At 33.6% G+C, this 24,157-nt stretch carries 20 protein-coding genes and 1 pseudogene; 9 read left to right on the forward strand and 12 right to left on the reverse strand.

The window, feature by feature from the left end:
- Positions 1–43 precede the first annotated feature (43 nt).
- Positions 44–1,405, forward strand: coding sequence for a DNA repair protein RadA (gene radA, locus P177_RS18585; RefSeq protein WP_036157230.1), 1,362 nt, complete (start codon positions 44–46; stop codon positions 1,403–1,405).
- Between the two features lie 104 nt (positions 1,406–1,509).
- Here the strand turns inward: radA and P177_RS18590 are convergent, their stop codons facing one another.
- On the reverse strand, positions 1,510–2,550 hold the full coding sequence (locus P177_RS18590; protein ID WP_036157231.1) for an aldo/keto reductase: 1,041 nt from the start codon (positions 2,548–2,550) through the stop codon (positions 1,510–1,512).
- Positions 2,551–2,620: 70 nt separating this feature from the next.
- A complete protein-coding gene (locus P177_RS18595; RefSeq protein WP_036157233.1) occupies positions 2,621–3,385 on the reverse strand; it encodes an exodeoxyribonuclease III in 765 nt (254 codons plus the stop codon).
- Between the two features lie 115 nt (positions 3,386–3,500).
- Between P177_RS18595 and P177_RS18600 the strand changes: the two genes are divergently transcribed.
- The gene (locus P177_RS18600; protein WP_036157235.1) at positions 3,501–4,025 is read left to right on the forward strand and encodes a DUF3575 domain-containing protein; all 525 of its coding nucleotides are present in this window, start codon (positions 3,501–3,503) and stop codon (positions 4,023–4,025) included.
- 26 nt (positions 4,026–4,051) lie between these two features.
- Positions 4,052–6,139: a TonB-dependent receptor family protein gene (locus P177_RS18605; RefSeq protein ID WP_036157237.1), complete on the forward strand. Its 2,088-nt coding sequence runs from the start codon at positions 4,052–4,054 to the stop codon at positions 6,137–6,139.
- A 1-nt stretch (position 6,140) separates the two neighbouring features.
- Here the strand turns inward: P177_RS18605 and P177_RS18610 are convergent, their stop codons facing one another.
- Both P177_RS18610 and P177_RS18615 read right to left on the reverse strand, forming a co-directional pair.
- Positions 6,141–7,685, reverse strand: coding sequence for a glycine--tRNA ligase (locus tag P177_RS18610; RefSeq protein WP_036157239.1), 1,545 nt, complete (start codon positions 7,683–7,685; stop codon positions 6,141–6,143).
- A gap of 37 nt (positions 7,686–7,722) precedes the next feature.
- Positions 7,723–8,622, reverse strand: a complete 900-nt coding sequence (locus P177_RS18615; RefSeq protein ID WP_036157241.1) for a hypothetical protein — start codon at positions 8,620–8,622, stop codon at positions 7,723–7,725.
- A 40-nt stretch (positions 8,623–8,662) separates the two neighbouring features.
- On the opposite strand from P177_RS18615, the gene P177_RS18620 reads away from it, so the two are divergent.
- Both P177_RS18620 and P177_RS18625 read left to right on the forward strand, forming a co-directional pair.
- A complete protein-coding gene (locus P177_RS18620; RefSeq protein WP_036157243.1) occupies positions 8,663–9,364 on the forward strand; it encodes a ComF family protein in 702 nt (233 codons plus the stop codon).
- Between the two features lie 51 nt (positions 9,365–9,415).
- On the forward strand, positions 9,416–11,032 hold the full coding sequence (locus P177_RS18625) for an Ig-like domain-containing protein (protein WP_036157245.1): 1,617 nt from the start codon (positions 9,416–9,418) through the stop codon (positions 11,030–11,032).
- Here P177_RS18625 and P177_RS18630 read toward each other — a convergent pair.
- Both P177_RS18630 and P177_RS18635 read right to left on the reverse strand, forming a co-directional pair.
- Positions 11,016–11,804 carry a nitrilase family protein gene (locus P177_RS18630; RefSeq protein ID WP_036157247.1) on the reverse strand — a complete coding sequence of 263 codons (789 nt, stop codon included), beginning with the start codon at positions 11,802–11,804 and terminating at the stop codon, positions 11,016–11,018. The two genes, P177_RS18625 and P177_RS18630, sit on opposite strands and share 17 nt — an antisense overlap.
- 3 nt (positions 11,805–11,807) lie before the next feature.
- Positions 11,808–12,272, reverse strand: a complete 465-nt coding sequence (locus tag P177_RS18635; RefSeq protein WP_036157249.1) for an ankyrin repeat domain-containing protein — start codon at positions 12,270–12,272, stop codon at positions 11,808–11,810.
- A 119-nt stretch (positions 12,273–12,391) separates the two neighbouring features.
- On the opposite strand from P177_RS18635, the gene P177_RS18640 reads away from it, so the two are divergent.
- From P177_RS18640 to P177_RS18650, 3 genes are all read left to right on the forward strand, one after another.
- Complete coding sequence (locus P177_RS18640; protein ID WP_036157251.1) at positions 12,392–14,587, forward strand: PAS domain-containing sensor histidine kinase; 2,196 nt, start codon at positions 12,392–12,394, stop codon at positions 14,585–14,587.
- Positions 14,588–14,593: 6 nt separating this feature from the next.
- Entirely contained in the window at positions 14,594–15,001 is a 408-nt protein-coding gene (locus P177_RS18645; protein WP_036157253.1) for a response regulator, read from the forward strand.
- 156 nt (positions 15,002–15,157) lie between these two features.
- The gene (locus tag P177_RS18650) at positions 15,158–15,565 is read left to right on the forward strand and encodes a response regulator (RefSeq protein ID WP_036157255.1); all 408 of its coding nucleotides are present in this window, start codon (positions 15,158–15,160) and stop codon (positions 15,563–15,565) included.
- A gap of 2 nt (positions 15,566–15,567) precedes the next feature.
- Here P177_RS18650 and P177_RS18655 read toward each other — a convergent pair whose 3' ends face one another.
- The 4 genes from P177_RS18655 to P177_RS18670 all read right to left on the reverse strand — a co-directional run bounded on the left by P177_RS18655 (position 15,568) and on the right by P177_RS18670 (position 20,302).
- Positions 15,568–16,929 (reverse strand): DUF5689 domain-containing protein, encoded by a 1,362-nt coding sequence (locus P177_RS18655; protein WP_036158805.1) that lies wholly within the window; start codon positions 16,927–16,929, stop codon positions 15,568–15,570.
- Between the two features lie 16 nt (positions 16,930–16,945).
- Positions 16,946–17,848, reverse strand: a complete 903-nt coding sequence (locus P177_RS18660) for a TonB-dependent receptor (protein ID WP_051941915.1) — start codon at positions 17,846–17,848, stop codon at positions 16,946–16,948.
- Between the two features lie 421 nt (positions 17,849–18,269).
- Positions 18,270–18,983 (reverse strand): PP2C family protein-serine/threonine phosphatase, encoded by a 714-nt coding sequence (locus P177_RS18665; protein ID WP_036157257.1) that lies wholly within the window; start codon positions 18,981–18,983, stop codon positions 18,270–18,272.
- Positions 18,980–20,302 carry a protein kinase domain-containing protein gene (locus P177_RS18670; protein WP_036157259.1) on the reverse strand — a complete coding sequence of 441 codons (1,323 nt, stop codon included), beginning with the start codon at positions 20,300–20,302 and terminating at the stop codon, positions 18,980–18,982. Before P177_RS18670 ends, P177_RS18665 begins: the two co-directional genes overlap by 4 nt.
- A 165-nt stretch (positions 20,303–20,467) precedes the next feature.
- On the opposite strand from P177_RS18670, the pseudogene P177_RS20435 reads away from it, so the two are divergent.
- Positions 20,468–20,596 (forward strand): annotated as a pseudogene (locus tag P177_RS20435) (endonuclease/exonuclease/phosphatase family protein); the annotation flags it as partial.
- A 57-nt stretch (positions 20,597–20,653) separates the two neighbouring features.
- Here the strand turns inward: P177_RS20435 and P177_RS18675 are convergent.
- Both P177_RS18675 and P177_RS18680 read right to left on the reverse strand, forming a co-directional pair.
- Positions 20,654–21,094, reverse strand: a complete 441-nt coding sequence (locus P177_RS18675; RefSeq protein ID WP_036157261.1) for a hypothetical protein — start codon at positions 21,092–21,094, stop codon at positions 20,654–20,656.
- Positions 21,095–21,186: 92 nt separating this feature from the next.
- Positions 21,187–23,985: a TonB-dependent receptor gene (locus tag P177_RS18680; RefSeq protein WP_036157263.1), complete on the reverse strand. Its 2,799-nt coding sequence runs from the start codon at positions 23,983–23,985 to the stop codon at positions 21,187–21,189.
- Positions 23,986–24,157: the final 172 nt, after the last annotated feature.

Consider the following 24,157-nt stretch of genomic DNA (forward strand, 5'->3'; position numbering starts at 1 on the left):
TTCAAACTTCTTGCTACCTTTAGCCACTTTTTAAAAGCTAAAGATGGCCAAAACAAAAACTGCCTTTTTTTGTCAAAATTGCGGTACTCAGTATGCAAAATGGGTAGGACAATGTTCCGCTTGTAAACAATGGAATACTGTTGTAGAAGAGGTTGTCCAAAAAGAAGAGAAGACTAGCTGGAAAACTCCTACCCAAACAACTAAAAGAGTTTCTAAACCTCTTTTGGTGAATGAAATCAGTATTGAGAAAGAAGTTCGCCTAAACACTTTTGATCTTGAGTTCAATAGAGTTCTTGGTGGTGGCTTGGTTCCTGGTGCATTAGTACTTCTAGGCGGTGAACCTGGTGTAGGCAAAAGCACCCTACTTCTTCAAATAGCATTAAAATTACCTTATAAAACGCTTTATGTTTCTGGTGAAGAAAGCCAAAAACAAATTAAAATGCGTGCCGATAGAATACAGCCTAACAGTGAAACCTGCTTTATTCTTACAGAAACAAAAACACAAAATATTTTCAAACAAATAGAAGCTACAGAACCGGATATTGTTGTTATCGATTCTATACAAACGCTCCACTCAGATTATATTGAATCTGCTGCGGGTAGTATTTCTCAAATACGAGAATGTACTACCGAACTTATAAAATTTGCAAAAGAAACCAATACACCTGTTATACTTATTGGGCATATTACTAAAGACGGCTCTATTGCCGGACCCAAAATATTGGAGCATATGGTAGACACTGTACTTCAGTTTGAGGGAGACCGTAATTATGTTTATCGTATTCTGAGGTCGCTGAAAAATAGATTTGGATCAACTGCAGAACTAGGTATTTACGAAATGCAAGGTAGTGGATTGCGCGAAGTCAATAATCCATCTGAAGTATTGATTTCCAAAAATGACGACGGCTTAAGTGGTACTGCAATTGCCTCTACCGTAGAAGGTATGCGCCCCCTACTTATAGAAATTCAAGCATTAGTTAGCACAGCTGTTTATGGGACACCTCAACGTTCTACAACGGGCTATAACGTCAAAAGATTAAATATGCTATTGGCAGTACTAGAAAAACGTGCAGGATTTAAACTGGGCGCTAAAGATGTTTTCTTGAATATTACCGGAGGTATATCTGTAGATGACCCTGCTATTGATCTGGCCGTCATTGCTGCTATTTTATCCAGTAATGAGGATATACCTATTGATAAAGGAATTTGCTTTGCTGCCGAAGTTGGACTTGCCGGAGAAATTAGACCTGTACAGCGCGTGGAGCAACGTATTTTAGAAGCTGAAAAACTAGGTTATGACACCATTATAATTTCAAAAAGCAATAAAATAGGTCTGAAATCGACAAAAATTAAAATATTATTAGCGTCCAAAATCGAAGAGGTTACAAATAATTTATTTAACTAGCGCTTATCTCGCATTATTCTAGCCAAAACCATAATAATTACAATCACTACAATAATCAGAACTATTTGTCCAAACCCGACCTTAAGCAAAACTAAACTTCCCATTTATGGCGCAGGGTTTGGTATTGAATTATGAATGGCTTCTATTTTTTCTAGCAAATTATCAGACAGATCAACATCAATACTACCAATATTCTCTTCTAATTGACGCAAATTTGTTGCACCTATAATTGTACTTGTAACAAAAGGTCTTGTATTCACAAAAGCAAGTGCCATTTGTGCCAAAGTCAATCCATTTGTCTGTGCCAATTCGTAATATTTTTTAGTAGCTTCTACTGCTGTTTCACCAATATATCTATTGTATTGCGGAAACAAACTTAAACGCGAACCTTCAGGCATACGGTCACCTAAATATTTACCGCTTAAAGCTCCAAACCCCATTGGAGAATAAGCTAACAAACCAACTTGTTCTCTCATAGAAATTTCAGCCATACCAACCTCAAACAATCTATTCAATAAACTATATGGATTTTGAACGGTTATTGTTCTTGGCAATGTTCCATGAACTTTACTTTCCTCTAAAAAGCGCATGGTTCCCCACGGTGTTTCATTAGAAATACCTACGTGCTTGATTTTACCTTCTCGAATTAAATCACGCATGGTTTCTAAAACCTGGTGAATATTGTCTTCCCAATGATCAGTTATATCATGCTTATACCCTCTTTGACCAAAATAATTGGTGCTCCTATCCGGCCAATGTAATTGATACAAATCAATATAATCTGTTTGCAAACGCTGCAAACTTCCTTCTACAGCTTCAATAATAGATTCTCTAGTGAAACCACTAGTACGAATAAACTTCGTCATTTCCGCTTTACCCGCAATTTTAGAAGCTAGTACAATATCCTCTCTATTACCATTTTTCTTGAACCAATTACCAATAACCTTCTCAGTAGCGGCATATCTATCTTTGTGTGCTGGAACAGGATACAATTCTGCAGTGTCTAAAAAATTGACTCCTTTATCTAGCGCAAAATTAATTTGCTCATGACCTTCTTCTTCGGTATTTTGATTACCCCAGGTCATTGTACCTAAACATATCTTACTTACTTCTAAATCTGTGTGCGGTAAATTGGTATAGATCATTTAGCTTAAAATTTTGAAACATAAAAACGCAAAACTACTAAATATATTCAGGGCGATGGTATCTATTTCGTTAACTCTCTAACTCAATTAATATAGGACAGTGATCACTATGTTTAGCTTCTGATAAAATTACAGATCTAGACAATCTGTCTTTTAGTGTCGAAGCTACCATAGCATAATCTAAACGCCAACCTTTATTGTTATTTCTTGCGTTTGCCCTATAGCTCCACCAGGTATAATTATCTGGTTCAGAATTAAATTCTCTAAAACTATCTATGAATCCGCTTTTCATGAAATCTCCGATCCATTCTCGTTCTACAGGTAAAAATCCCGATACGTTTTTTAACCCCACAGGATTATGAATGTCTATGGCTTCATGACAAATATTATAATCTCCTAAAACTATTAGATTAGGATTTGTCTTTTTTAGACTATTGGCATACTCTTGAAAATCTGCCATATAGGTAAGCTTGAAATCTAACCGCTGCATGTTTGTACCTGAGGGCAAATACATGCTCATAATGGAGATATCTCCAAAATCTGCTCGAATATTTCTTCCTTCAAAATCCATATACGCTATACCTGTACCAAAAACTACATTATCCGGCTCAGTTTTAGAGAGTATAGCAACACCGCTATAGCCTTTCTTTTGAGCACTATACCAATAATTATATTTGTAACCCGCATCTTCGAACAAACTCATATCTAACTGATCTTCATTTGCTTTTATTTCCTGCAGACAAACAACATCTGGAGAGACTGTATTAAGCCATTCTAAAAAACCTTTTCTTATTGCAGCCCTTATGCCATTTACATTATAGGATATGATCTTCATCTCTATTCATTTTGGCTTAAAAATAAAAAAGAGTTAAAGATTAAAGGTGCATACTTTCCATTAAAATCATAATTTCACAGCTTTAAAAATATATTTGCATTTTAAAACGCATCTCATGAACAAGTTTATTTTTTCAGCTCTTTTAGTATTCATTACAACTTCTTCCTTTTCTCAAGCCTATTATAATGATGAAAATAGCCATGAAGTGAAGTTGAACATTGGTCAATTCCTAGTAACCACTACTGTTGAATTTGGCTATGAATATTACATAAACGAAGATACAAGTATTGGAGGAACGCTATATTTTGATGGAAAGCCAACTGATTACAATGGTAATTTTGGAATAGGACCTAACTTAAGAGCTTATTTTGGTTACGGACCAAAAAGCGGTCTTTTTGCTGAAGTATTCGGATTATATTACACTGGTGAAGATGATGATGAAAGCACTGCAAATCTGGGGAGCAGAAATTACGATTACTCTACTATAGCCCTTGGTCTTGGTGGCGGTTATAAATGGGCAACCAGAAGTCAAAAATTCACTATTGAATTAAATGGAGGACTGGGAAGAAACATTAATCCAGAAGATTTTCAAGATGACTTCATGTTCAGAGCCGGTTTATCTTTAGGTTATCGCTTTTAATAGGTATTTTTGAGGTTTAACTACCTATGAAAAGAATATACCCCTTATTACTATTTATATCATTTACCTCAAGTTTTTTTGCACAAAACACTATAAAAAACGACAGTGTTACCCAATTAAACGAAGTTATTGTTGTAGATACGCTAACGGCTAAAAATGCTATTGGCATTATACCTTCACAAATTATTGGCGCTACTACGTTTGCCAATTATAGTCCTGTAGACTTCATTAGCTCCATCAATCAAGTTTCCGGTCTTTATGCCTTATCTGGAGCACTGAATACCAATAGAATAACAATTAGAGGTGTTGGTTCTAGAACATTATACGGCACAGACAAGTTAAGACTTTACTACAACAACATTCCCATTACAAACGGAACAGGCTCGTCAACCATAGAAGCTTTTGATTTGGAAAACCTTACTTCAATTGAAGTAATTAAAGGACCCAAGGGAACAGGATTTGGAACTAATTTAGGCGGAGCAATTATCTTAAACACGAAACAAACAAGTAAACAATCTACCAAGTTTACCAATAATACTACGGTAGGTTCTTACGGACTATTTAAAAACAGTTTAGGATTTACTCATTCAGAAGAAGATTTTTATATGACCTTTCAATATGGTCATATGGAAATAGATGGTTACCGCGAAAACAATAGATTTGAACGTGACGGATTTCTTCTTAACACCATTTTCAAACTTTCAGAAAAAAGTGAAATTGGGCTTTTGGTAAATCATATTGATTACTCGGCTCAAATAGCCAGCTCTATAAGTCAAGAAGATTTTGATGAAGACCCTACTCAAGCCGCCTTTACTTGGAATGCAGCAAAAGGATACGAAGACAACAACTATAGCCTAATAGGACTTTCTCATACTTACTATGCTAATTCCAACTTAAAAAACACCACCAGCCTATTCTATACCTATTTAGACCATTATGAACCTGCACCGTTTAATATTTTAGATGAATACACCAATGGTTATGGTTTTAGAACCTTGTTCTCTGGCAACGTTGCTATTTTAGATAATACACTGGCATACACTTTTGGCGGCGAACTTTATAAGGATGAATATTCTTGGGGAACATTTGATAACCTATATCAAGAAAATAATGGAAATGGAAGCTTGCAAGGTGAAAGAATTTCTCAAAATAAAGAATTTAGAAACCAACTAAATGGTTTTGCTACAGCATCCTATTCTTTTACAGATAAACTTACAGCTCAATTAGGGTTAAATATCAATAAAACCCAGTACGATTTTAGAGATCTTTTCAACATAGGCGAAAGCAATACTAGTGCCAATAGGGATTTTACCACCCTTTTCTTACCAAGTTTAGATGTAAACTATGCTATTTCGCAAACAAACCAACTGTATGCAAATATTAGCCGCGGATTTTCAAACCCAAGCTTGGAAGAAACGTTAACCCCTAATGGGGTTATCAATCCTGACATTCTTCAAGAGACAGGCACTAATTATGAATTAGGCATTATACATAAAAGCAAAGACAAAAAACTAAAGCTAGAAGTCGCTGCTTATATCATGCCCATTAAAAATCTTTTGGTTGCCAAACGTGTAGGAGACAACCAATATATAGGCAGAAACGCAGGTAAAACAAAACACCAAGGTATTGATTTTGATTGGAGCTACCGCATTAACCTAACCAATAAAATTATGTTTTCACCATTTATAAGTTACACTTATAGTAACCATAAATTCGTTGATTTCACAGATGAAGAAGCCGATGAAGATTATTCTGAAAATTCTTTAACAGGTGTACCTAAAAACAAATTGAATTCAGGAATTCAAACTAATTTTGGAAATGGTTTGTTTGTAAATATCACCCACCAATTTGTAGATGAAATTCCTTTAACAGATGCAAATTCCCTTTACAGCGATTCCTTCAACTTATTACATATTAAGGCAGGTTATAAAAAACAAATTACAGATAAATTACGTGTAGGTTTAGATTTTGGAATCAACAACCTCACGAATAAAAAGTACGCACAGTCTGTATTAATAAATGCTACAGGTTTTGGTGGAAATGCCCCAAGATATTTCTACCCTGGGAACAATATCAACTATTATGGTGGCGTAAAATTAAATTACACCCTTTAATCTATTCCATTTTCTTTAACCACGTTTTCATATCTACAGCATTATGAATGATACCATTCAACGCTGATATAGCAACACGCTCCTGCTCCATAGAATCTCTATGTCTAATAGTAACAGTTTGATCTTCTAAAGTTTGGTGATCAACGGTAATACAGAATGGTGTACCATTAGCATCTTGTCTTCTATAACGTCTACCTACAGCATCTTTTTCATCATAAATAACATTAAAATCCCACTTAAGGTCATCTATAATTTGATGCGAGATTTCTGGCAAACCATCCTTTTTAAGTAGAGGTAAAATAGCAGCTTTTACAGGTGCTAAAACAGCTGGTAGCTTAAGTACGGTTCTTGTTGTATTATTCTCCAATTCTTCTTCTTGAAGCGAGTTAGAGAATACTGCCAAAAACATTCTATCTAAACCAATAGAAGTTTCTAATACGTAAGGAACATAGTTCTTATTTACTTCGTGATCAAAATACTGTAATTTCTTACCAGAAAATTTCTCATGACTACTTAAATCAAAATCTGTACGAGAATGAATTCCTTCTAATTCTTTGAACCCGAATGGAAAACGAAATTCTATATCTGCTGCTGCGTCTGCGTAATGCGCCAATTTCTCATGGTCATGAAAGCGGTAGTTGTCCTGACCTAAACCAAGAGACAAGTGCCACTTCATTCTTTTTTCTTTCCAAACCTCATACCACTCTTTCTGTGTACCTGGCTGAATAAAGAATTGCATTTCCATCTGTTCAAATTCACGCATTCTAAATATGAACTGTCTTGCTACAATTTCATTTCTAAAAGCCTTACCGGTCTGGGCAATTCCGAAAGGAAGCTTCATGCGACCAGATTTCTGAACATTTAAGAAGTTTACAAAAATACCTTGTGCAGTTTCAGGTCTTAGATATAAATCCATCGCACTTTCTGCATTAGCACCTAATTTGGTACCGAACATTAAATTGAACTGCTTAACATCTGTCCAGTTCTTAGAACCAGACATTGGGCATGCAATATCCAATTCTTCAATAAGTGCTTTTACATCGGCTAAATCTTCATTCTGTAAAGATTTACCCAATCTGCTCAAGATTGTTTTTCCCTGTTCTTGATAATCAACTACACGCTGATTGGTCTGTAGAAACTGTTCTTTATCAAAAGCATCTCCAAAACGTTTTGCCGCTTTTTTGACCTCTTTTTCAATTTTTGCATCAATTTTAGCGACATAGTCTTCAACTAAAACATCTGCTCTATATCTTTTTTTAGAATCTTTATTATCTATTAACGGATCATTAAAAGCATCTATATGTCCAGAAGCTTTCCATGTTAACGGGTGCATAAAAATTGCAGCATCTAACCCAACAATATTATCATTGAGCTGTACCATGGCTTTCCACCAATAGTCCCTTATATTTTTTTTAAGCTCAACACCATTTTGACCGTAATCATAAATAGCACTTAAACCATCATAAATTTCACTAGATTGGAATACATATCCGTATTCCTTTGCGTGAGAAATTACACGCTTAAAATCGTCTTCTTGCTTTGCCATTGTACAAAAATAGGGTAATAGCCTAAAAAAATTATAATTATTTCAATTGAAATTCTGAAGAAGTAATTAAACGCTCATCTTCAAATACATTTAATGTATAATATCCTTCCATCAACGAGCCTTCTGGTATGGTAATAGACTCACATAAAAACTGGTCTAGCCCAGTAAAGACAAACTCTACTCTTTTACTATAGACATTACCATTTACAGTAATTGTATTCGCATTATCTTCTACAATTTGTTTGTTAGGATCTAAAAATTGTAGATAAATTACTTTCTCGCTATTAGCCTCGCTTTCATCTGCCAAAACGGTTACACAACCTCTTAATTTTTCAATGATAGATGCTTTGTTCGTTTTAGTTGGTTTTGTACCACGAATTAATCTAAAACCACTACCCTCAGCATTAGCCATTTTCAAATAGCTCTTTGTTTTTAATTTCTGATTAAGTTCTAAAATTTTTCTTCTCTGCAGCGCTTCCGCCTCTGCCAAAGAATTACTATTTGCCCTTAGATTTTCAATTTGCTTACGAGACTCATCATACTTATCTGTAAGCAACATGTTATTATAACGTAAGAAGTTGTTCTTTAGAAGTAAACTATCATTCTTAGATTCTAACCTACGTAATTCTGTTTTAAACTCTCTTAACTTTTGAACCGTAAAGTTTAAACGCCCTACAGAATCTAAAAGCTCTTGTACTTTATACTTAGAATCTTGTAATTCAATTTCGTTCATTTCGCTTTTTGCAGATAACCGATCTACATCAGCTTTCATTATTGTTAGATCCCTTACCAAAATCTCTTTCTCTTGCTCCAAAAATTCTATTTGAGCATTTGACTGGGCATAACTATAGTAGAACGCAATTAACAATGCTAACAGAACCGCAACAAATGCTGCTAGTATTATTTTATAATTGAATTTATTATCTTGACTGTCCATTTAAAAAGTAGGCTGTAGGTTATTTAATCTGTAAAATTTGATGAAAAACAGAATTTCAAATATACTAAAGGATGTTACCAACATACTCTTACCTATATCATGTTTTGGATGTAATGCACGATTATACAGAGGAGAGGTTCTCATCTGTACATCTTGCCGACATCAATTACCGCTTACCGAGTATACTTTTAACGATGAAAATGCGGTTGACCGTATTTTTTATGGTCGAATTAACATAAAAAAAGCAAATTCATTCTTATTCTTTACCGAAATTGGAATCGTAAAAAACCTCATACATTTTTTAAAATATAAGAACCAAGAAGGTATTGGGCAGTTTTTAGGCGATTGGCATGGTCAAATATTAAAGGAGCAAGGTCACTTACCAAAAATCGACTTTGTAATACCTGTTCCTTTACACAGAAAAAAACTTAAAAAGAGAGGTTATAACCAAGTGGCACTTTTTGCTAAGCAAATTGCTTTTCATATCAATGCCGAATACAATGATGATATCTTGTTGAAAACCGCTAATACAAAAACGCAAACCAAAAAAAATAGAATAAGCAGATGGTATGACAATAGATCTTTATATGAAATTAAAAACGGAGAAACATTAGTTAACAAAACCATACTGTTAGTTGACGATGTAATCACCACCGGTGCTACTATGGAAATATGCGCTAACACTTTTAAAGATATTGAAGGTGTTGAGATTTATATCTCTAGTATGGCAGTTGTTCCATAGAATTAGATTTCTATAAAATATGTTGTTACTTTGCGGTCGATAAGCACACTGATGGGAAGAAAAATTCTAGGTTTTATATTTATTTTTGTGATTGTATTGGTTTCATACCAATGTGCACAACGAGGTACACCTACTGGCGGACCAAAAGATATTACCCCACCAGAATTAACTAGGGCTGAACCTCCTAACCTAACCACTAACTTTACCGGACAAAAAATTAGATTCTATTTTGACGAATTAGTGAAATTAAAAGACATTCAAAAACAACTTATCATATCTCCTCCTTTAAAAAACACACCTGTACTTTCACCAATTGGTAATGCAAATAAATATGTGGAGATTACCATTAAAGATACACTTGAACCAAATACCACCTATACTTTTAATTTTGGACAAGGTATTGTTGACAACAACGAAGAAAATCCAAAATCCTTTTTTACCTATGTTTTCTCAACAGGCGATTATATAGATTCACTAGAGCTTTCTGGTGTTGTTAAAGATGCTTTCAATAAAAAAGCAGATGATTTTGTTAGCGTTATGCTTTATAAGATCGATAGCACTTATAATGACTCTACAGTTTACAAGAGACCGCCTAACTATATAACAAACACACTAGATAGTGCTGTAATATTTAAGCTTAAAAATTTAAAGGAAGGTAAATACGCTTTATTTGGTATCAAAGATGCTTCTAGTGATAATTTATTTGACCAAAAAACAGATAAAATAGGCTTTGTAGAAGACACTATAAGTTTACCTACCGATTCAATTTATTTATTGAATCTTTTCAAGGAAGTGCAAGATTACGGTGTTGCAGTACCTAGTATGGAGGCAAGCAATAGAATAAGCTTTGGATATTATGGCAAAGGTGACGACATCAAAATCGAAACAATTACCGAAATACCAGATACCGTTAGAACAAAAATTTTAAAAGAAAGAGAAAAAGACACCTTAAACTTTTGGTTTACACCATATGAGATGGACTCCTTACTTTTTACCATTACCAATGAAAATTTAAAAATCCAAGACACATTTAAGGTAAAGAACAGAAAAGTTGCGTTTGACTCTTTAAAAATTTCTATGAGTCAAAATGGTAATATAGAAATGGATAAGCCCATACATCTCTTAAGCAATACTCCAATAGTGCGCTACGACAGTACCAAAATAAAATTAATGGACAAAGATTCTATTGAAGTTGCTTACAACTTAAAGCTAGACACTTTAGAAAACCTTATAAATTTTGAATTTAAAATCAATCCTGACCAAAGCTATAGAATGGAATTAGTACCAGGTGCCGTTACAGATTTTTTTGAAACCACAAACGACTCCGTAGCATATTCATTTAGAACTAAAAGTCTTGCTGATTATGGTAATCTAACCTTAAATTTAAATGGCAACAATATTGTATACCCCATAATTGTACAATTAACCAATGAAAAGGGCGATTTGCAACGCGAAATTTACTCTAAAGAATCGCAAGCTTACGTTTTCGATAATCTAAGTCCGGGCAAATACCAAGCACGCGTTATTTTTGACAAGAATGGAAATGGTGAATGGGATACCGGTAGCTTTTTAGAAAAAAGGCAACCTGAAAAAATTAGCTACTACCCAAATTTAATTGAATTACGAGCTAATTGGGAAAAAATTGAGACATTTAATTTGATAGATTAAACTCATCTCTATCATTTAAAAAACGCAGCTTATTTTTAACAATATCAACTTCGTTTTTAAAAATTTCAACTACAGAAACCTCTTCTTTACCAGAAAGAATAACCAACTCTCCAAGAGGACCATATACACTTGAATGCCCTGGATATTTATGCCCAACCTCATCTTCACCTATACGATTAACACCAATACAGTACACCATATTTTCAATAGCTCTTGCTTTCAAAAGTGCATCCCAAGCATTAATTCTTGGCGTTGGCCAATTTGCCGTATACAATAACACATCAAAATTTTCTGTATTTCTACTCCATACAGGAAAACGGAGGTCATAACACACCAAAGGGCAAATAGAAAAATTTTTATAATTTATTATTAACCTTTCTGTACCTGCCGTATATTCTTTATTCTCGCCTGCCAAAGTGAAAGTATGACGCTTATCATAAGTTTGATATTCTCCGTTTGGCTCTACAAAAAACAATCTATTATAGTTTTTGCCTTTATCACTAAATGCTATGCTACCAACAACCGCACTATTTTTAGCAGCAGCCATTTTTTTCATCCATTCTAGAGTAATTATTCCTTCCCTTTTATCAATGTTTCTGGGTGACATCGTAAAACCGGTAGTAAACATTTCCGGTAACACTATAATATCCACAGAATCATTAATTTGTTCAATTTTGGAATTGAACATCTCTCTATTAGCTAAAGGGTTCTCCCAGTGCAAAGAAGATTGAATTAAGGCAATTTTCAGACTTTCATTTAGAATCTCATTCATACTTTACTCCAACATATCAATAAAAGCACTTAGACCTTGTGTTTTAGCATGATCAAATGCACTATTTCCTCTGTTATCCTTTATTGTTTTATCTGCACCGTTCGCTATTAACAATTTTGCAATCTCTAAACGATTAAATTGCGCAGCGTATATGAGACACGTAGCGCCCATTGCATTACGTTCATTTAATTTCGCATTATTTTCAATCAACATTTTGGCTATGTCAGCATACCCTTTAAAACAAACGCCCATTAATGCAGTGTTACCAGATGCATCTACCGCATCTATTTTTGCCCCTTTATCAAGAAGTAGTATGGCAATATCCTTTTGGTCATAATATGTAGCCAAAATTAATGGTGTAGAACCTCTAGCATCTTTGCTATTGACAAGCACAGGATTTTTTTCTAACATCGACTTCACTTCGTTAATGCTACCTTCCCTGATTACTTTAAAAAAAAACTCGTTCATAGTCTTGAAATTTTAAATATTTAAAAAAACAGAATTTGACAAGAAGTATTTTCTTACCATTCAACTATTTTTTCCTACTTTAAAGGAAATACGTACCTTTAATTTTAAATCAATAACTTTTGAAAACATTAGCCGTTGACTTTCTTTTGAAAAAGTCCCCCAATGCAATTGCTATCGTGGATACTAAGTTAAACTTTATTAGTTACTCTAACCAGTGGCAAGAAAAATTTAGTTTAAGCAAAACTGATAACGTCAATAAAAATTTATTTGACAACATAATAGAAACACCCAACTCTTTCAAAAAAGCCGTCAACGATGGTATACTCGGTAAAGAGCATGTTAATACCGGGCAAAAATTTATTTTGCCAGATGGTACGCTGCAATGGTTAAAATGGAAAATTATACCTTCTGAAATTGAGCACCATGGTTTTGACGGTGCTATCATATTTTTAGATGATATTACTACTGAACAAAAAGAAATAGAATTACTACATAAAGCAGAAGAAGTTGCACGTATAGGTTGCTGGGAACTAGATTTACTGAATAATACTGTAAATTGGACAAAAACAACTAAAGACATTCACGAAGTAGACCAAGATTTTGTTCCAAATCTAGAAGAAGGTATAAATTTTTATAAAGAAGGCGTTCACCGTGACAAAATCACCTATTTAGTTAGCAATGCTATTGCCGAAGGAAAACCTTTTGATACCGAGCTCATAATTATAACTGCAAAAGGAAATGAATTGTGGGTATGTGCCAAGGGCGAAGTTGAAATATTAAACGGTAAAGCTGTTCGGCTTGTTGGTACATTTCAAGATATTGATGAGCAAAAAAAAATTGAACTAGCTCATCAAGAAATCTCTGAACGATTAAAAATCACCACACAAACCGCACAAATAGGTACCTGGAATTATGATCTCATTGAAAACGAATTAGAATGGGATAACGAAATGTACAGAATATTCGATGTAGATAAAAATCAATTCTCAGGAGCTTTTGAAGCTTGGTCATCTACCATACACCCAAATGACAAAGAAATAGCCTTAGCTGCAACCAATAACGCGATTAAGGGTATTAAAGATTTTGACGAAGAATTTAGAATCATTCATCAAAATGGAAAAATCAAACATATAAAAGGACTATCCAAAACTATTAAAGATATAAATGGCAACGCCATTAAAATGACTGGGGCTAACTGGGATATTACAGAGCTACGTAGCACTGAAATTAAATTAGCACAAAGTACCAAATCATTTGCCGAAACCTTTGAGCATTCAGCTATTGGCATGGCATTAGTAAGTCCAAAACTTAAATGGTTAAAAGTAAATAAAAGCCTGTGCAATAGTTTAGGTTATTCTGAAGAAGAATTATTGAAATTATCTTCTACAGATATTACACATCCAGATGATTTAAAGGACAGCCTTTCTTTTAAAGACAAAATTATTGAAGGCGCAAATGAAAATTTACAATTTCAAAAAAGATACTTTCACAAAAACGGTAATATTGTTCATGCCATTATTGGAGCAACTCCTGTAAAAGACGTTAACGGCAATTTAAGCCATGTAATAACTCAATTTCTAGATATTACCAATAGAATTGAGTCGCAAAAAAAATTAGAGGCATTAGTAAATGTCACCAAGAGCCAAAATGAAAGTCTTACTAATTTCGCCCATATCGTTTCTCACAACCTTCGTTCGCATTCTACAAATATGACAATGCTAACTAAATTTTTAAATGAAGAAGAAGATGAAGATGAAATCAAAAATTTAAATAGAATGATAACCAGTGCCTCAGAAAGTTTAGCTGAAACAATTGCTCATTTAAACGACGTGGTTCAAGTTAAGACAGGAGCTCTTGAAAAGTTACAAAGCATTAGTGTTCTTAATACCATCAATCATATAACCAACAGCATAAATGGTTTACTGGAAGAAGAAAATGCATGTTTAGACATTGATATTTCAAAAACTCATTTCGTAAATGCCGTACCAGCATATTTAGAAAGTATATTCCTAAATATTCTTACCAATGCGCTAAAATATAGTTCACCTAAAAGAACACCCCTTATTACAATAAAATCAAGGCTTAAGAAAGATAAAATTTTAATTACCTTCACTGATAATGGTCAAGGTATAGATTTAAACAAACATGGCAATAAAATTTTTGGCATGTACAAAACTTTCCACAAACATAAAGAAGCAAAAGGTATAGGTTTATTTATTACCAAAAACCAAATTGAATCAATGAATGGCTCTATTAATATTGAAAGTACTGTCGACATGGGCACTACTATGTACATTGAACTTAACCAAGGCTAATTAATTATGAAAAAAGTTGATATTTGCTGTTTAATAGATGATGATCCTATTTTTGTATACGGCACTAAAAGAATTATTAAAGAAGTAGATTTTGCAGAAAACGTGATAGTTTATCCTAATGGTCAAGATGCGCTTGAAGGGTTAGTGGAAAGAAGCAAAAACAAAGAACCAATACCAGATGTTATTTTCTTGGACTTAAACATGCCTATAATGAATGGATGGGAGTTCTTAGATGAGTTTAAAAAGTTTCAAAACCACAAATCAAAGAAAATTTTAATCTATATCATAAGTTCTTCAGTTGACCCTAGAGACTTAGAACGTGTAAAGAATTATGCACAAGTGGATACGTATATACTAAAACCCATCACCCCTGATGACCTTTCTAAAATACTGGGCGCCAAAGTGGAAAGTTAAACCAGATAATTCACTCAGAAAAACACCATTGTTAATAAGAATAGGTGAAACCGGTTTTTAACAATAATAGCATTCAATAATTTATCTAACTTAGTCCACAATAGATAATTAAACCATTAACAAATCTAAATAAGATTTACAATTGAATTATTTAAAATGAGCGTATTTTCTAGTTGCTGTATTATAGATGACGACGAATTTTTTTCTATTAGCACAAAGAATACTTTAAAACTTAACAATTTCAGTAATAATATTTTATATTACTCGGGTGGCCAAGAAGCTCTTGACGGACTTATTGGGTTGCTAGTTGAGAACATTAAATTACCCGAAATCATCTTTTTAGATTTAAATATGCCCAATAGAGATGGCTGGTCTTTTTTAGAAGAATTTGAAGAACTACCTGAAGATAAAATAGGGCACATTAGAATTTATATTACCAGTTCTTTCATAAGCCCTAAATACATGGAAAAAGCCAAAGATTACAAATTGGTTAAGGACTATATCGTAAAGCCATTAACCCAAAATATCGTTCAAAAAATTATCGATTCAAAAGACATAACATAATTTCATCTAATACCCGGACTAAAATCTAACGGAGCATTTTGCGGCTCATTAATTGTACCATCAGCACCAGTATCATTGTAAATTAACCATTCCGCTGAATTAAAAATAGCATTGTTAGTATCTACTTCTATTTTTCTAACAGCCCTTCCATCTTCAAATTCGTGATTGGTATTGCTACCATCTTCACCAATTATTCCAAAAATGTCCACAACAGAACCAAAGGGATCTACTAAAACAAGATTATCATCTCCATTAGAATCTGCCGGTGAATTTGTGCCTACTGTAACATCAGCATCAAAGCCATATACATTTTTAAACTCTTCTGAATTAGGAGAAATTATTAAGAAACCTCTGCCAAGTATTTCATATTCAGACAAATTTATGCTTGAACTAATGGCAGTGTTATCATTAGTGTAACGTTCCAAACTCCACCCATTTAAAGATAGACTTTCTTCTGATGCGTTATAAAGCTCCACAAACCTTGCCCCAGCGTTATTATCTGGGTCGGCAATCTCAGATATAAAAATTGACGGAGAAGTAAATTCATCTATAAAATCTTCACACCGTTCTTGTTCAAATTCGAGGTCATTTACGCCACGGATGATTAGCTGATATTGATTGTTATCTTTAGTCAACAACCCTGTGGCGGCTCCCATTTTGTCTGGTAAAATTTCTGATTGAAAATCAGCATAACCACTGTTTACCATAACCAATTCATTATCCATACAATCTACAAGGGTACGTAATGTTTCCTCTTCTTTAACAGCAAAAGCTTCCCCTAGTTCTTCTTGCTTAATTTCCACGCTGTTTATTACTACAAGGGTATTTAACATAGCATCGTTTAATCCTGGAATAACAGCTAAAGTAGGCTCTATACCATTATTTGGTTCACAAGAAATCAAAACATGGTCAAAAACAACATTTTTAGGCAACCTACCAACACTACGATTCCCAAAAGAGGTAAACACACCACCAATTTTATATGTATCATTAGATTTACCTAAATACAACCCCTTTAGCTTAATGATAATTTGCTGACCTACGTTAAAGAACAAATGAGAATCCCTTAATTCTAACTCTATTTGCATTCCATCCGATGGGCTACTAGACTCATCTTGAAAATATATCGTATTAAAAAAGTTACCTTCTTTGTCTGAAGATATTACATAACCCTTTACAACCAAGTCTTCCTGAATTTGAAAAGTCTCACCATTATACATATTCTTTAATTCTGATATAGCTATAAAGGCAAAATCTGAATCTGAACATTCTACTTCTGGTGCATCAAACTCCCTATTCTTCACACATGAGATAAGCATGACAACAATAATAATCAGAAAGTATTTGTTACTCTTAAAATTCATATAGATTACTTCATTTTTAAAAACTAAAGGCAAAATTTAAAAAATAGGTTCTACCGAAACCATACCAATACTTAGGCGCAAAAGACGGATTACCACTAAAATTATCTTGTTTTAGCTGACCATAATTTCCATTTCTACTCTGCTCGTAACCACCCGTTCTATAAGTGGTATCAAAAAGATTATTAACACTCGCAAAGACACTTATATACTTCCCTTTCTTAAGCCACGACTTACCGCCTACCATATTCAATAAATAAAAATTATCCAGTGGTTTTTGCTTTAGTAATTTTTGAACATTTTCATCTGTTGCATCAGGGAACCTTAGTTGGGTTTCTGGATCAATTAAAAAACTCTGGGTTCTGGTTATCGTAGAAATATTGGCATAATTATTACCCAAGTAATTTGCTGAAGCACTTACCCACCAATATTTTGGATCTCTATATTCTATACCTACCGCAATTGCTTTCTGCGGACCTTGCGCTAACTTATACCCTTTAACTGCAGATTCTCCCAAAAATTTAGAACCGGAAATATCAATTAAATCTTCGGTTGCACCTGCTGTATCAAAATTAATTGTCACAAATGGGTTACTTGCATATTCATGTTTTGCCACAGAGCCAACTAATGATAATTTAACAGCGCTAGATACTTGGTATTCTAAACCAAGTTCAACACCCATATGTAATTTATCTAAATCAGTGAGTACTTCTTGTACGAAATCTGAGCCAACACCCGAATCAACGAAAAAGAAATTGACATCGTTGGTATTTTGAAAACGAGTATAAAACCCTGTAAATCTGCCCGTTAATTTTGGCATTCTAAGAAAGTAGTTAGCATCTACACTAGTAATGGTTTCGCTTTGTAAATTGGGGACTACAGTATTGTTCTCCCTAGGGTTTATAAATACATTTTGTAACACAGGCGCTTTATTTATAATCGCGGCATTGACAGAAACCCAATGCCTACCTGTTATTGTATAAGATGCGCCTGATTTTAATGACCAATTTGAAAATTTGACCTTTTCGCTCTTACCTAATGAGTTGTCTATAAATCGTTCATTTTTAAATAAACCTTCTCTTTGATAATCAACTAAAGTATACTTACCAGCAACAAATACCTTTACTTTATTATAATGGGCATTTAACTGAATATAGACATCGCTATTACTTCCGTTTAAATCATAATTATAATTAAAGATTTCTCCCTCTAGTTTATTAGTTTCCGTTGAAACATCATTTAAAGTTTCTGAAAACGTATCTATGTCACGATGATAAGCTGCTCCTAGTAAATAATCAATTATAATATAAAAAGTAGATGTCCTATGGTTATAGACTTATTAACTATTGTAGTGCTTTAACTAATATAAAAGAATAATTATCTGCTGGATTACTGATTTTTATTTCCTTTATTAAATTCTTTTTTAAATCCAAAAGACTTTTTGATTTCTCAAAAATTTCATTTAACACATTGTCATCAACAACACCATGTACACCGTCCGAAGTCAATAACACAACATCATTTTTAGACAATGAATAAGTACCAGATTGTATTGTAGGCGTTCTCTCTAAACCTATCGCATCAGTTAATACATTTTTCCTTGGATAAAATTCTAAATCTTCTTCTTTTAATTTACCTTCTCTTATTAACTTATACGCTTCAGAATGATCCTCTGTAATCCTTTTTACACCTGTAGAGTTAAGCACATATATCCGGGTATCACCTACGTGCGAAAACCAAAGTTTCTTGGGACCTATCACACATGAAGATAGAGTTGTAAGCATTCCTTTAAATTCAGGATTATTGTTTGCCTTATTACTAACAATTTTATTGATCTCCAAGAAAATTTGTGACAAACGTCTTTTTTTAGAACTATATATTAAATCTAAAAAAAGTTCATTAGCATATTCAGCTGCATAGTCGCCATGAACGTTTCCGCCAACACCGTCTGCTATTGAAGCAGCAACATAACCTTCGTCAAGTATTTTAGCAACTATTCTATCCTGATTATCTTTCCTAGGTCCTTTTTCAGTATAAATTTCTATTTCGTAATTCATTTACTAAGCTCAATGTATGCCATTCTTAATAGTGGATGCAATTTTTCGATGTCATAATTTATCGATGTCTTAAGCCTATTTATAATACGCAGGAATCCTGATTTATCTGTCATATAGTCCACTTTAAGACTTCTAGCCAAATTCTCTTCCATAGAATTATCAATTAAGGCAACTGATTTTCTTTCTACATAATATCTGTTGTGGGATGTACCCATACAAAGTAAAGCTTTAATACACTCTACTTTTATATCCAAACCACCTAGTTTATAAAAGGCAAGAAGTCTATTTGCATAACCATCACATAATTCAAAATTAAAAGAATTGTTAGAAATCCATTCACAATAATTTTTTGCTAGAATACGCCATCTTTTAGGCGCTAACTGATAAATTTTCTCGATGTGTGCAATATTTATTCTTGCCAAAACATAACGCCCTTCGTCCTCTCCCCTATTATCATCTATATACTTTGCTAAAAATTTTGCTTCTTTTTCGTCCAATTCCTGAATTTCAAGAATTCTATTAATTTCATCACTTGAAGATTGTTCAGACCCAAGAGATTCATAAATGGACATTATTTCATCCCTTAAATCTGAAACATTATCAAATCTAGAATCGTCATTAACCTTTGTACAACTCCTAAAAACTGGCCCGAATTCAGAATTTTCACTTATTTCTGTAAATGGTGTACGAGGATCAATGCCGTACATATCATGTAATATACAACCTAAAGAGTAAATATCGGATTGCGCACTACCATTTCTTATATCATTTGACAGCTCAGGTGCAGTATAATCATCAGATCCTTTCTGAGTTTCTACAGTTGTCAAAATAGTGTTCTTGGTTAAATTATCCCTCATAAGACCATAGTCTGATACAGCATAATATGGATTACCTTCATCATCAAGAAACTTGAGGACATTACCTGGCTTTAAATCTCTATGAAACTTGCTAATTGAATGAAGTTCTTCGATAGCAGCTATTATATCCATAATAACCGTAATTCGATTGCCTCCCAAGGTTTCATCCACCCTTAGTTCATCCGCTAAAACTGCCTCTGCAACAGGCATCAGATAATAAGGTGGATCATGTTCCAAGTTTTTATGTAAAATTTTGACAATATTTGGATGAACCATTTCTTCTAAAAATTGGGCCTCCCTTTTGAATCTAATTTTACATTTATTTTTGAAAGCTTCTGAAAAATCACCTTGTTGATTAAATTCGTAAGTTTTTCTAGCATATTCCTTTCCCGCATCGTCCCTAACCAAATCGACTATACTGAAACCACCATAACCGATATTCCTTATAAAAGTAATATTCATTTTCTTTCAATTTAAATACAAAATAACGGAGACTTTGCTTGATGTCCAATTATTATAGGTGCCAAATTTTAAAATTGATTAATATGGATAAATTTTATTTATAAATAAAGTTTCAGCACAGGGTTATTGAGTCTTAGAAAATTTTAAAAAAATAGAGTATCAGAATATTTAATGGACCCAAAAGGGAAATACAAAGGTTACCCATTACGGACTTATGCAGGCGGAAGTTATATTGGCGGTTATAGCGACCACTTTCCTGTATACCTGCACCTTATTAAAAAAGTTCAGAAATAAAAAAAGAACCTAATACTAATGCATTAGGTTCTTTATAATTTTTTAAATACTACAATCTTAGTTAAACCATTGTCCCCAAGGAATTCTACTTAGAATAAGAAGTAAGCCTATTGAATAGAAAATAGCAATGCTTTTGAATTTTTTAGCCCCGTCAACAAATTTCTTATGCCTTGACCAACCAATGGTTATAGCTGCTATTGCCAGTATGTTAATGAAAGGATGCTCAACTGCCAACAAACGCGCAGCAGAAGTTAAACCACCCATACCAAACTCTTGTATAGCACTTAGTCCACTTGGTGAAACAAAATATAATATTAGCCCTACCAATAATTGAATATGGCACAAAATTAGCGCAAAAAGACTTAATCTTAGGTCTTTTCCCATATTAAAGATTCGCTTACCTACAAGTCCTGAAATAGCATTAATAACGGCTAATATCAATACTGCCAATGCTATATAGGCCAAGTATGAATGTAGCATGTGAATAGTTTCGTACATAGTTGTGATTTTAGGTTTTAAAAGTAATGAATTTTGAGCATAAAAAAACCCTGACTGTAAAGTCAGGGTTTAATGTTTATACTACTCTAGGTTTAGAATCTGTAATTAAGTGTAAAGTTCCAAGTTCTACCAAAACCAAAGTATACACGGTTACCAGAATTTATACCGTTATAGTTGTTTAATGGATCAGCATCAGGACTAACATTTGTTTCTGATTCTGAAATATAAGTCTCATCTAAAACATTGTTTATATTAAGTCTTAAACTAATCGACTTATCATCATCCTTACCTACTAACATTTTATAAGATACACCAGCATCAACTAAATCATAACCAGGTAATTCAAGAAGAAAACCATCATTATCAGCAATTCCATCTAAATCGTTATCTTGAAAAGATAATACATCAAAATCTGCGTAAAGATTATCAGCTCTGTAATAACTAGCATCAAACTTTAATCTTTCCACAGGCTCCAATTCTGCTCCAATTCTTGCTGTGAATTGAGCAGCATCACCTACTTTAACACCATCAAGAATCAACTCTGCAGTACCTAGTACATTACGACCATCATCTAATACTGTACCAGTAGGGTTTCCTGTATATTCCCAGTTACCAACCGAAACCATACCATTAAACGATAATATAGGTGTAGCTTTTGCCATAAAATCAATTTCAAGACCTGTATGTAATTGTTCTATACCAGAATAGTTTGCTGTTCCTTGAAACAAAATATTTCCATCAATATCACTAACTGTTATACCGTCGCTCAGGAATCTATCTTTCCAACTTGTTCTATATAGATTAACATTTGCACTAAAGGCAGAAGATCTATACCCATAACCTAATTCGAAACCTAAAATTTTCTCATTCTCCAAATCTGGGTTAATATCATTAACAAAATTTAAGAAGACAGCATCAAACAACGGTTGTTTCACATAATAACCTGCGTTTGCAAAAACATTGTGCTTTTCGTTGATATTGTAATTAATACCAGTCTTTACATTACCTCCAGTTTGGTTTACCCAATCTGTTTTTTGTTCTGGATCAGAATCTAAATAATTGAATAAATCTTCTCTTTGAAAACCTTGATTAGAAAAAGCCCCTTGTAAAAAGGCAGATATTTTATCCGCTTTATATTCCAATTGACCAAAAGCACCTAACCAACGTACATAACCAATATTGTAATAGTCGATTTTCTCTTCGTCATCGATATTACTAAATACATTAAATGCATTACCTGCAGTTGGTGCATATGTTTCAGTTACCGTACGGAATGTATTGTTTATATTATCATTATCAACATAAGCATCAGCCCCAAGTAAATCTACTAATCTTCTATAGTGATAACCTTTATAGCTTCTAGCATCTACCCCAACATCAAAACTCCACTCACTATTTACTTCATTATGAAAGTTTAAAATAGTACCATACCAGTTATGAGAATTTACAGAAGATCTTTGAGAAATACCATTCTCACCTCCGTTAACGAAAGCACTATCATCTTCAAAACCAAAAGAACTGTTACCTCCATTTACATAAAGCCCTTGGTTAGACAACTGCCCGCCAGATGTATAAGTTTCTCTTTGTGTTCCAAAATCAGGTACACTTTGACCTCCATTGTAACTTACAATATCATCAAAACGAATAGTACCGTCAGCAGTTTGAAAAGTAGAAGAGAATGATTGGTTTCCATTAATTCTACCAATAGAACCAATAGAACCACCACGACCAAAGGAAGCATAAGCAATTGCTGAAAATTTGGATTTATCAGAAATAGCATAGTCCCAGTTTAAAGAAATTACAGGTTTGTGATAGAAATTGCCTCCGAATGTATCTTCCTTACCATTTCTAATTCCCCAATCGCTATTATACTTAATGTTCGGATCCGTTCCATTACTTCCAAATTGTAAATAACTATTTAAACTTGGGGCAAAACTTCTTTGGTTGTGTTGTTGAGGCGCACCCGTTACAATAAATTGTAAGTCATGTTTTTCGTTAGGCTTATACCCTAAACCAATAAAATAATTAAAACCTTCAAACTCTGTACCATCTACATAACCATCACCCGCAGTTCTACCTAATAATACAGATGCAGAAAGACCGTTGTCCATTAATCCTGTGTTGTAAGACACTACTGTTTTTAAATAATTTGCATTGCCCAAACTAGTTGAAACCGACCCACCTTCTCTTTGATCAGAAGTTTTAGTAACAACGTTAATAGTACCACCGACTGAAGATGTAGCCAATTTTGACGACCCAAGACCTCTCTGAACTTGAATAGCAGAAGTAACATCACTTAAACCAGCCCAATTACTCCAAAAAATAGCTCCGTTTTCCATGTCATTAACTGGCACACCATTAACCATTACTGCAGAGTTGTTAGTATCAAAACCACGAATATTAATACGTGCATCTCCAAAACCACCACCTTGCTTAGTAACATAAATTGAAGGGGTAGATTTTAATATTTCAGGAAATTCCTGAGACCCTAATTTTTCTTGTATTTCAGCAGCTCTAATAGTTGAAACAGCAACAGGCGTTTCTCTATCCTTAGCTATATCAATAACTCCAGTTACAACAACACCTTCTAATTCCTCTGCATTAGGTTCCAATACTATTGAACCAATACTACCAGTTGAGGTGAAAGCTATTTGTTTTGAATTAAAACCGATGTAAGAAACTACTAAAGTTCCTGAGTCAGCACTTGCATTAATTGTAAAATTTCCATCAAAATCAGTTGATGTTCCATTTGTTGTTCCTTTTACTATTACCGTAGCACCTGGTAACGGACTATTTGAGTCGCCATCTAATACAGTACCAGTTATTGGTCCTTGTGAAAAAGCAGTTACGGTCATTAAAAATGCCGCTAATGCAAAATACATTTTTTTCATTTTCTTCGAGTATTTGTTAGTTATTTTAACTTGCTGCAAAAGTCCTATATTTTAAAACCTCCAACGTTAAGACAACGTTAAATCAGCTCTTCAAAAATACCCAAAAAGTTTACATAATTTACTTGAAAATGAAATAGTTATCCTTTTAAAAGAATCTTTATCGTATTAAAAA

This window comes from Maribacter forsetii DSM 18668 (genome assembly GCF_000744105.1).
GTDB classification, from domain to species: domain Bacteria; phylum Bacteroidota; class Bacteroidia; order Flavobacteriales; family Flavobacteriaceae; genus Maribacter; species Maribacter forsetii.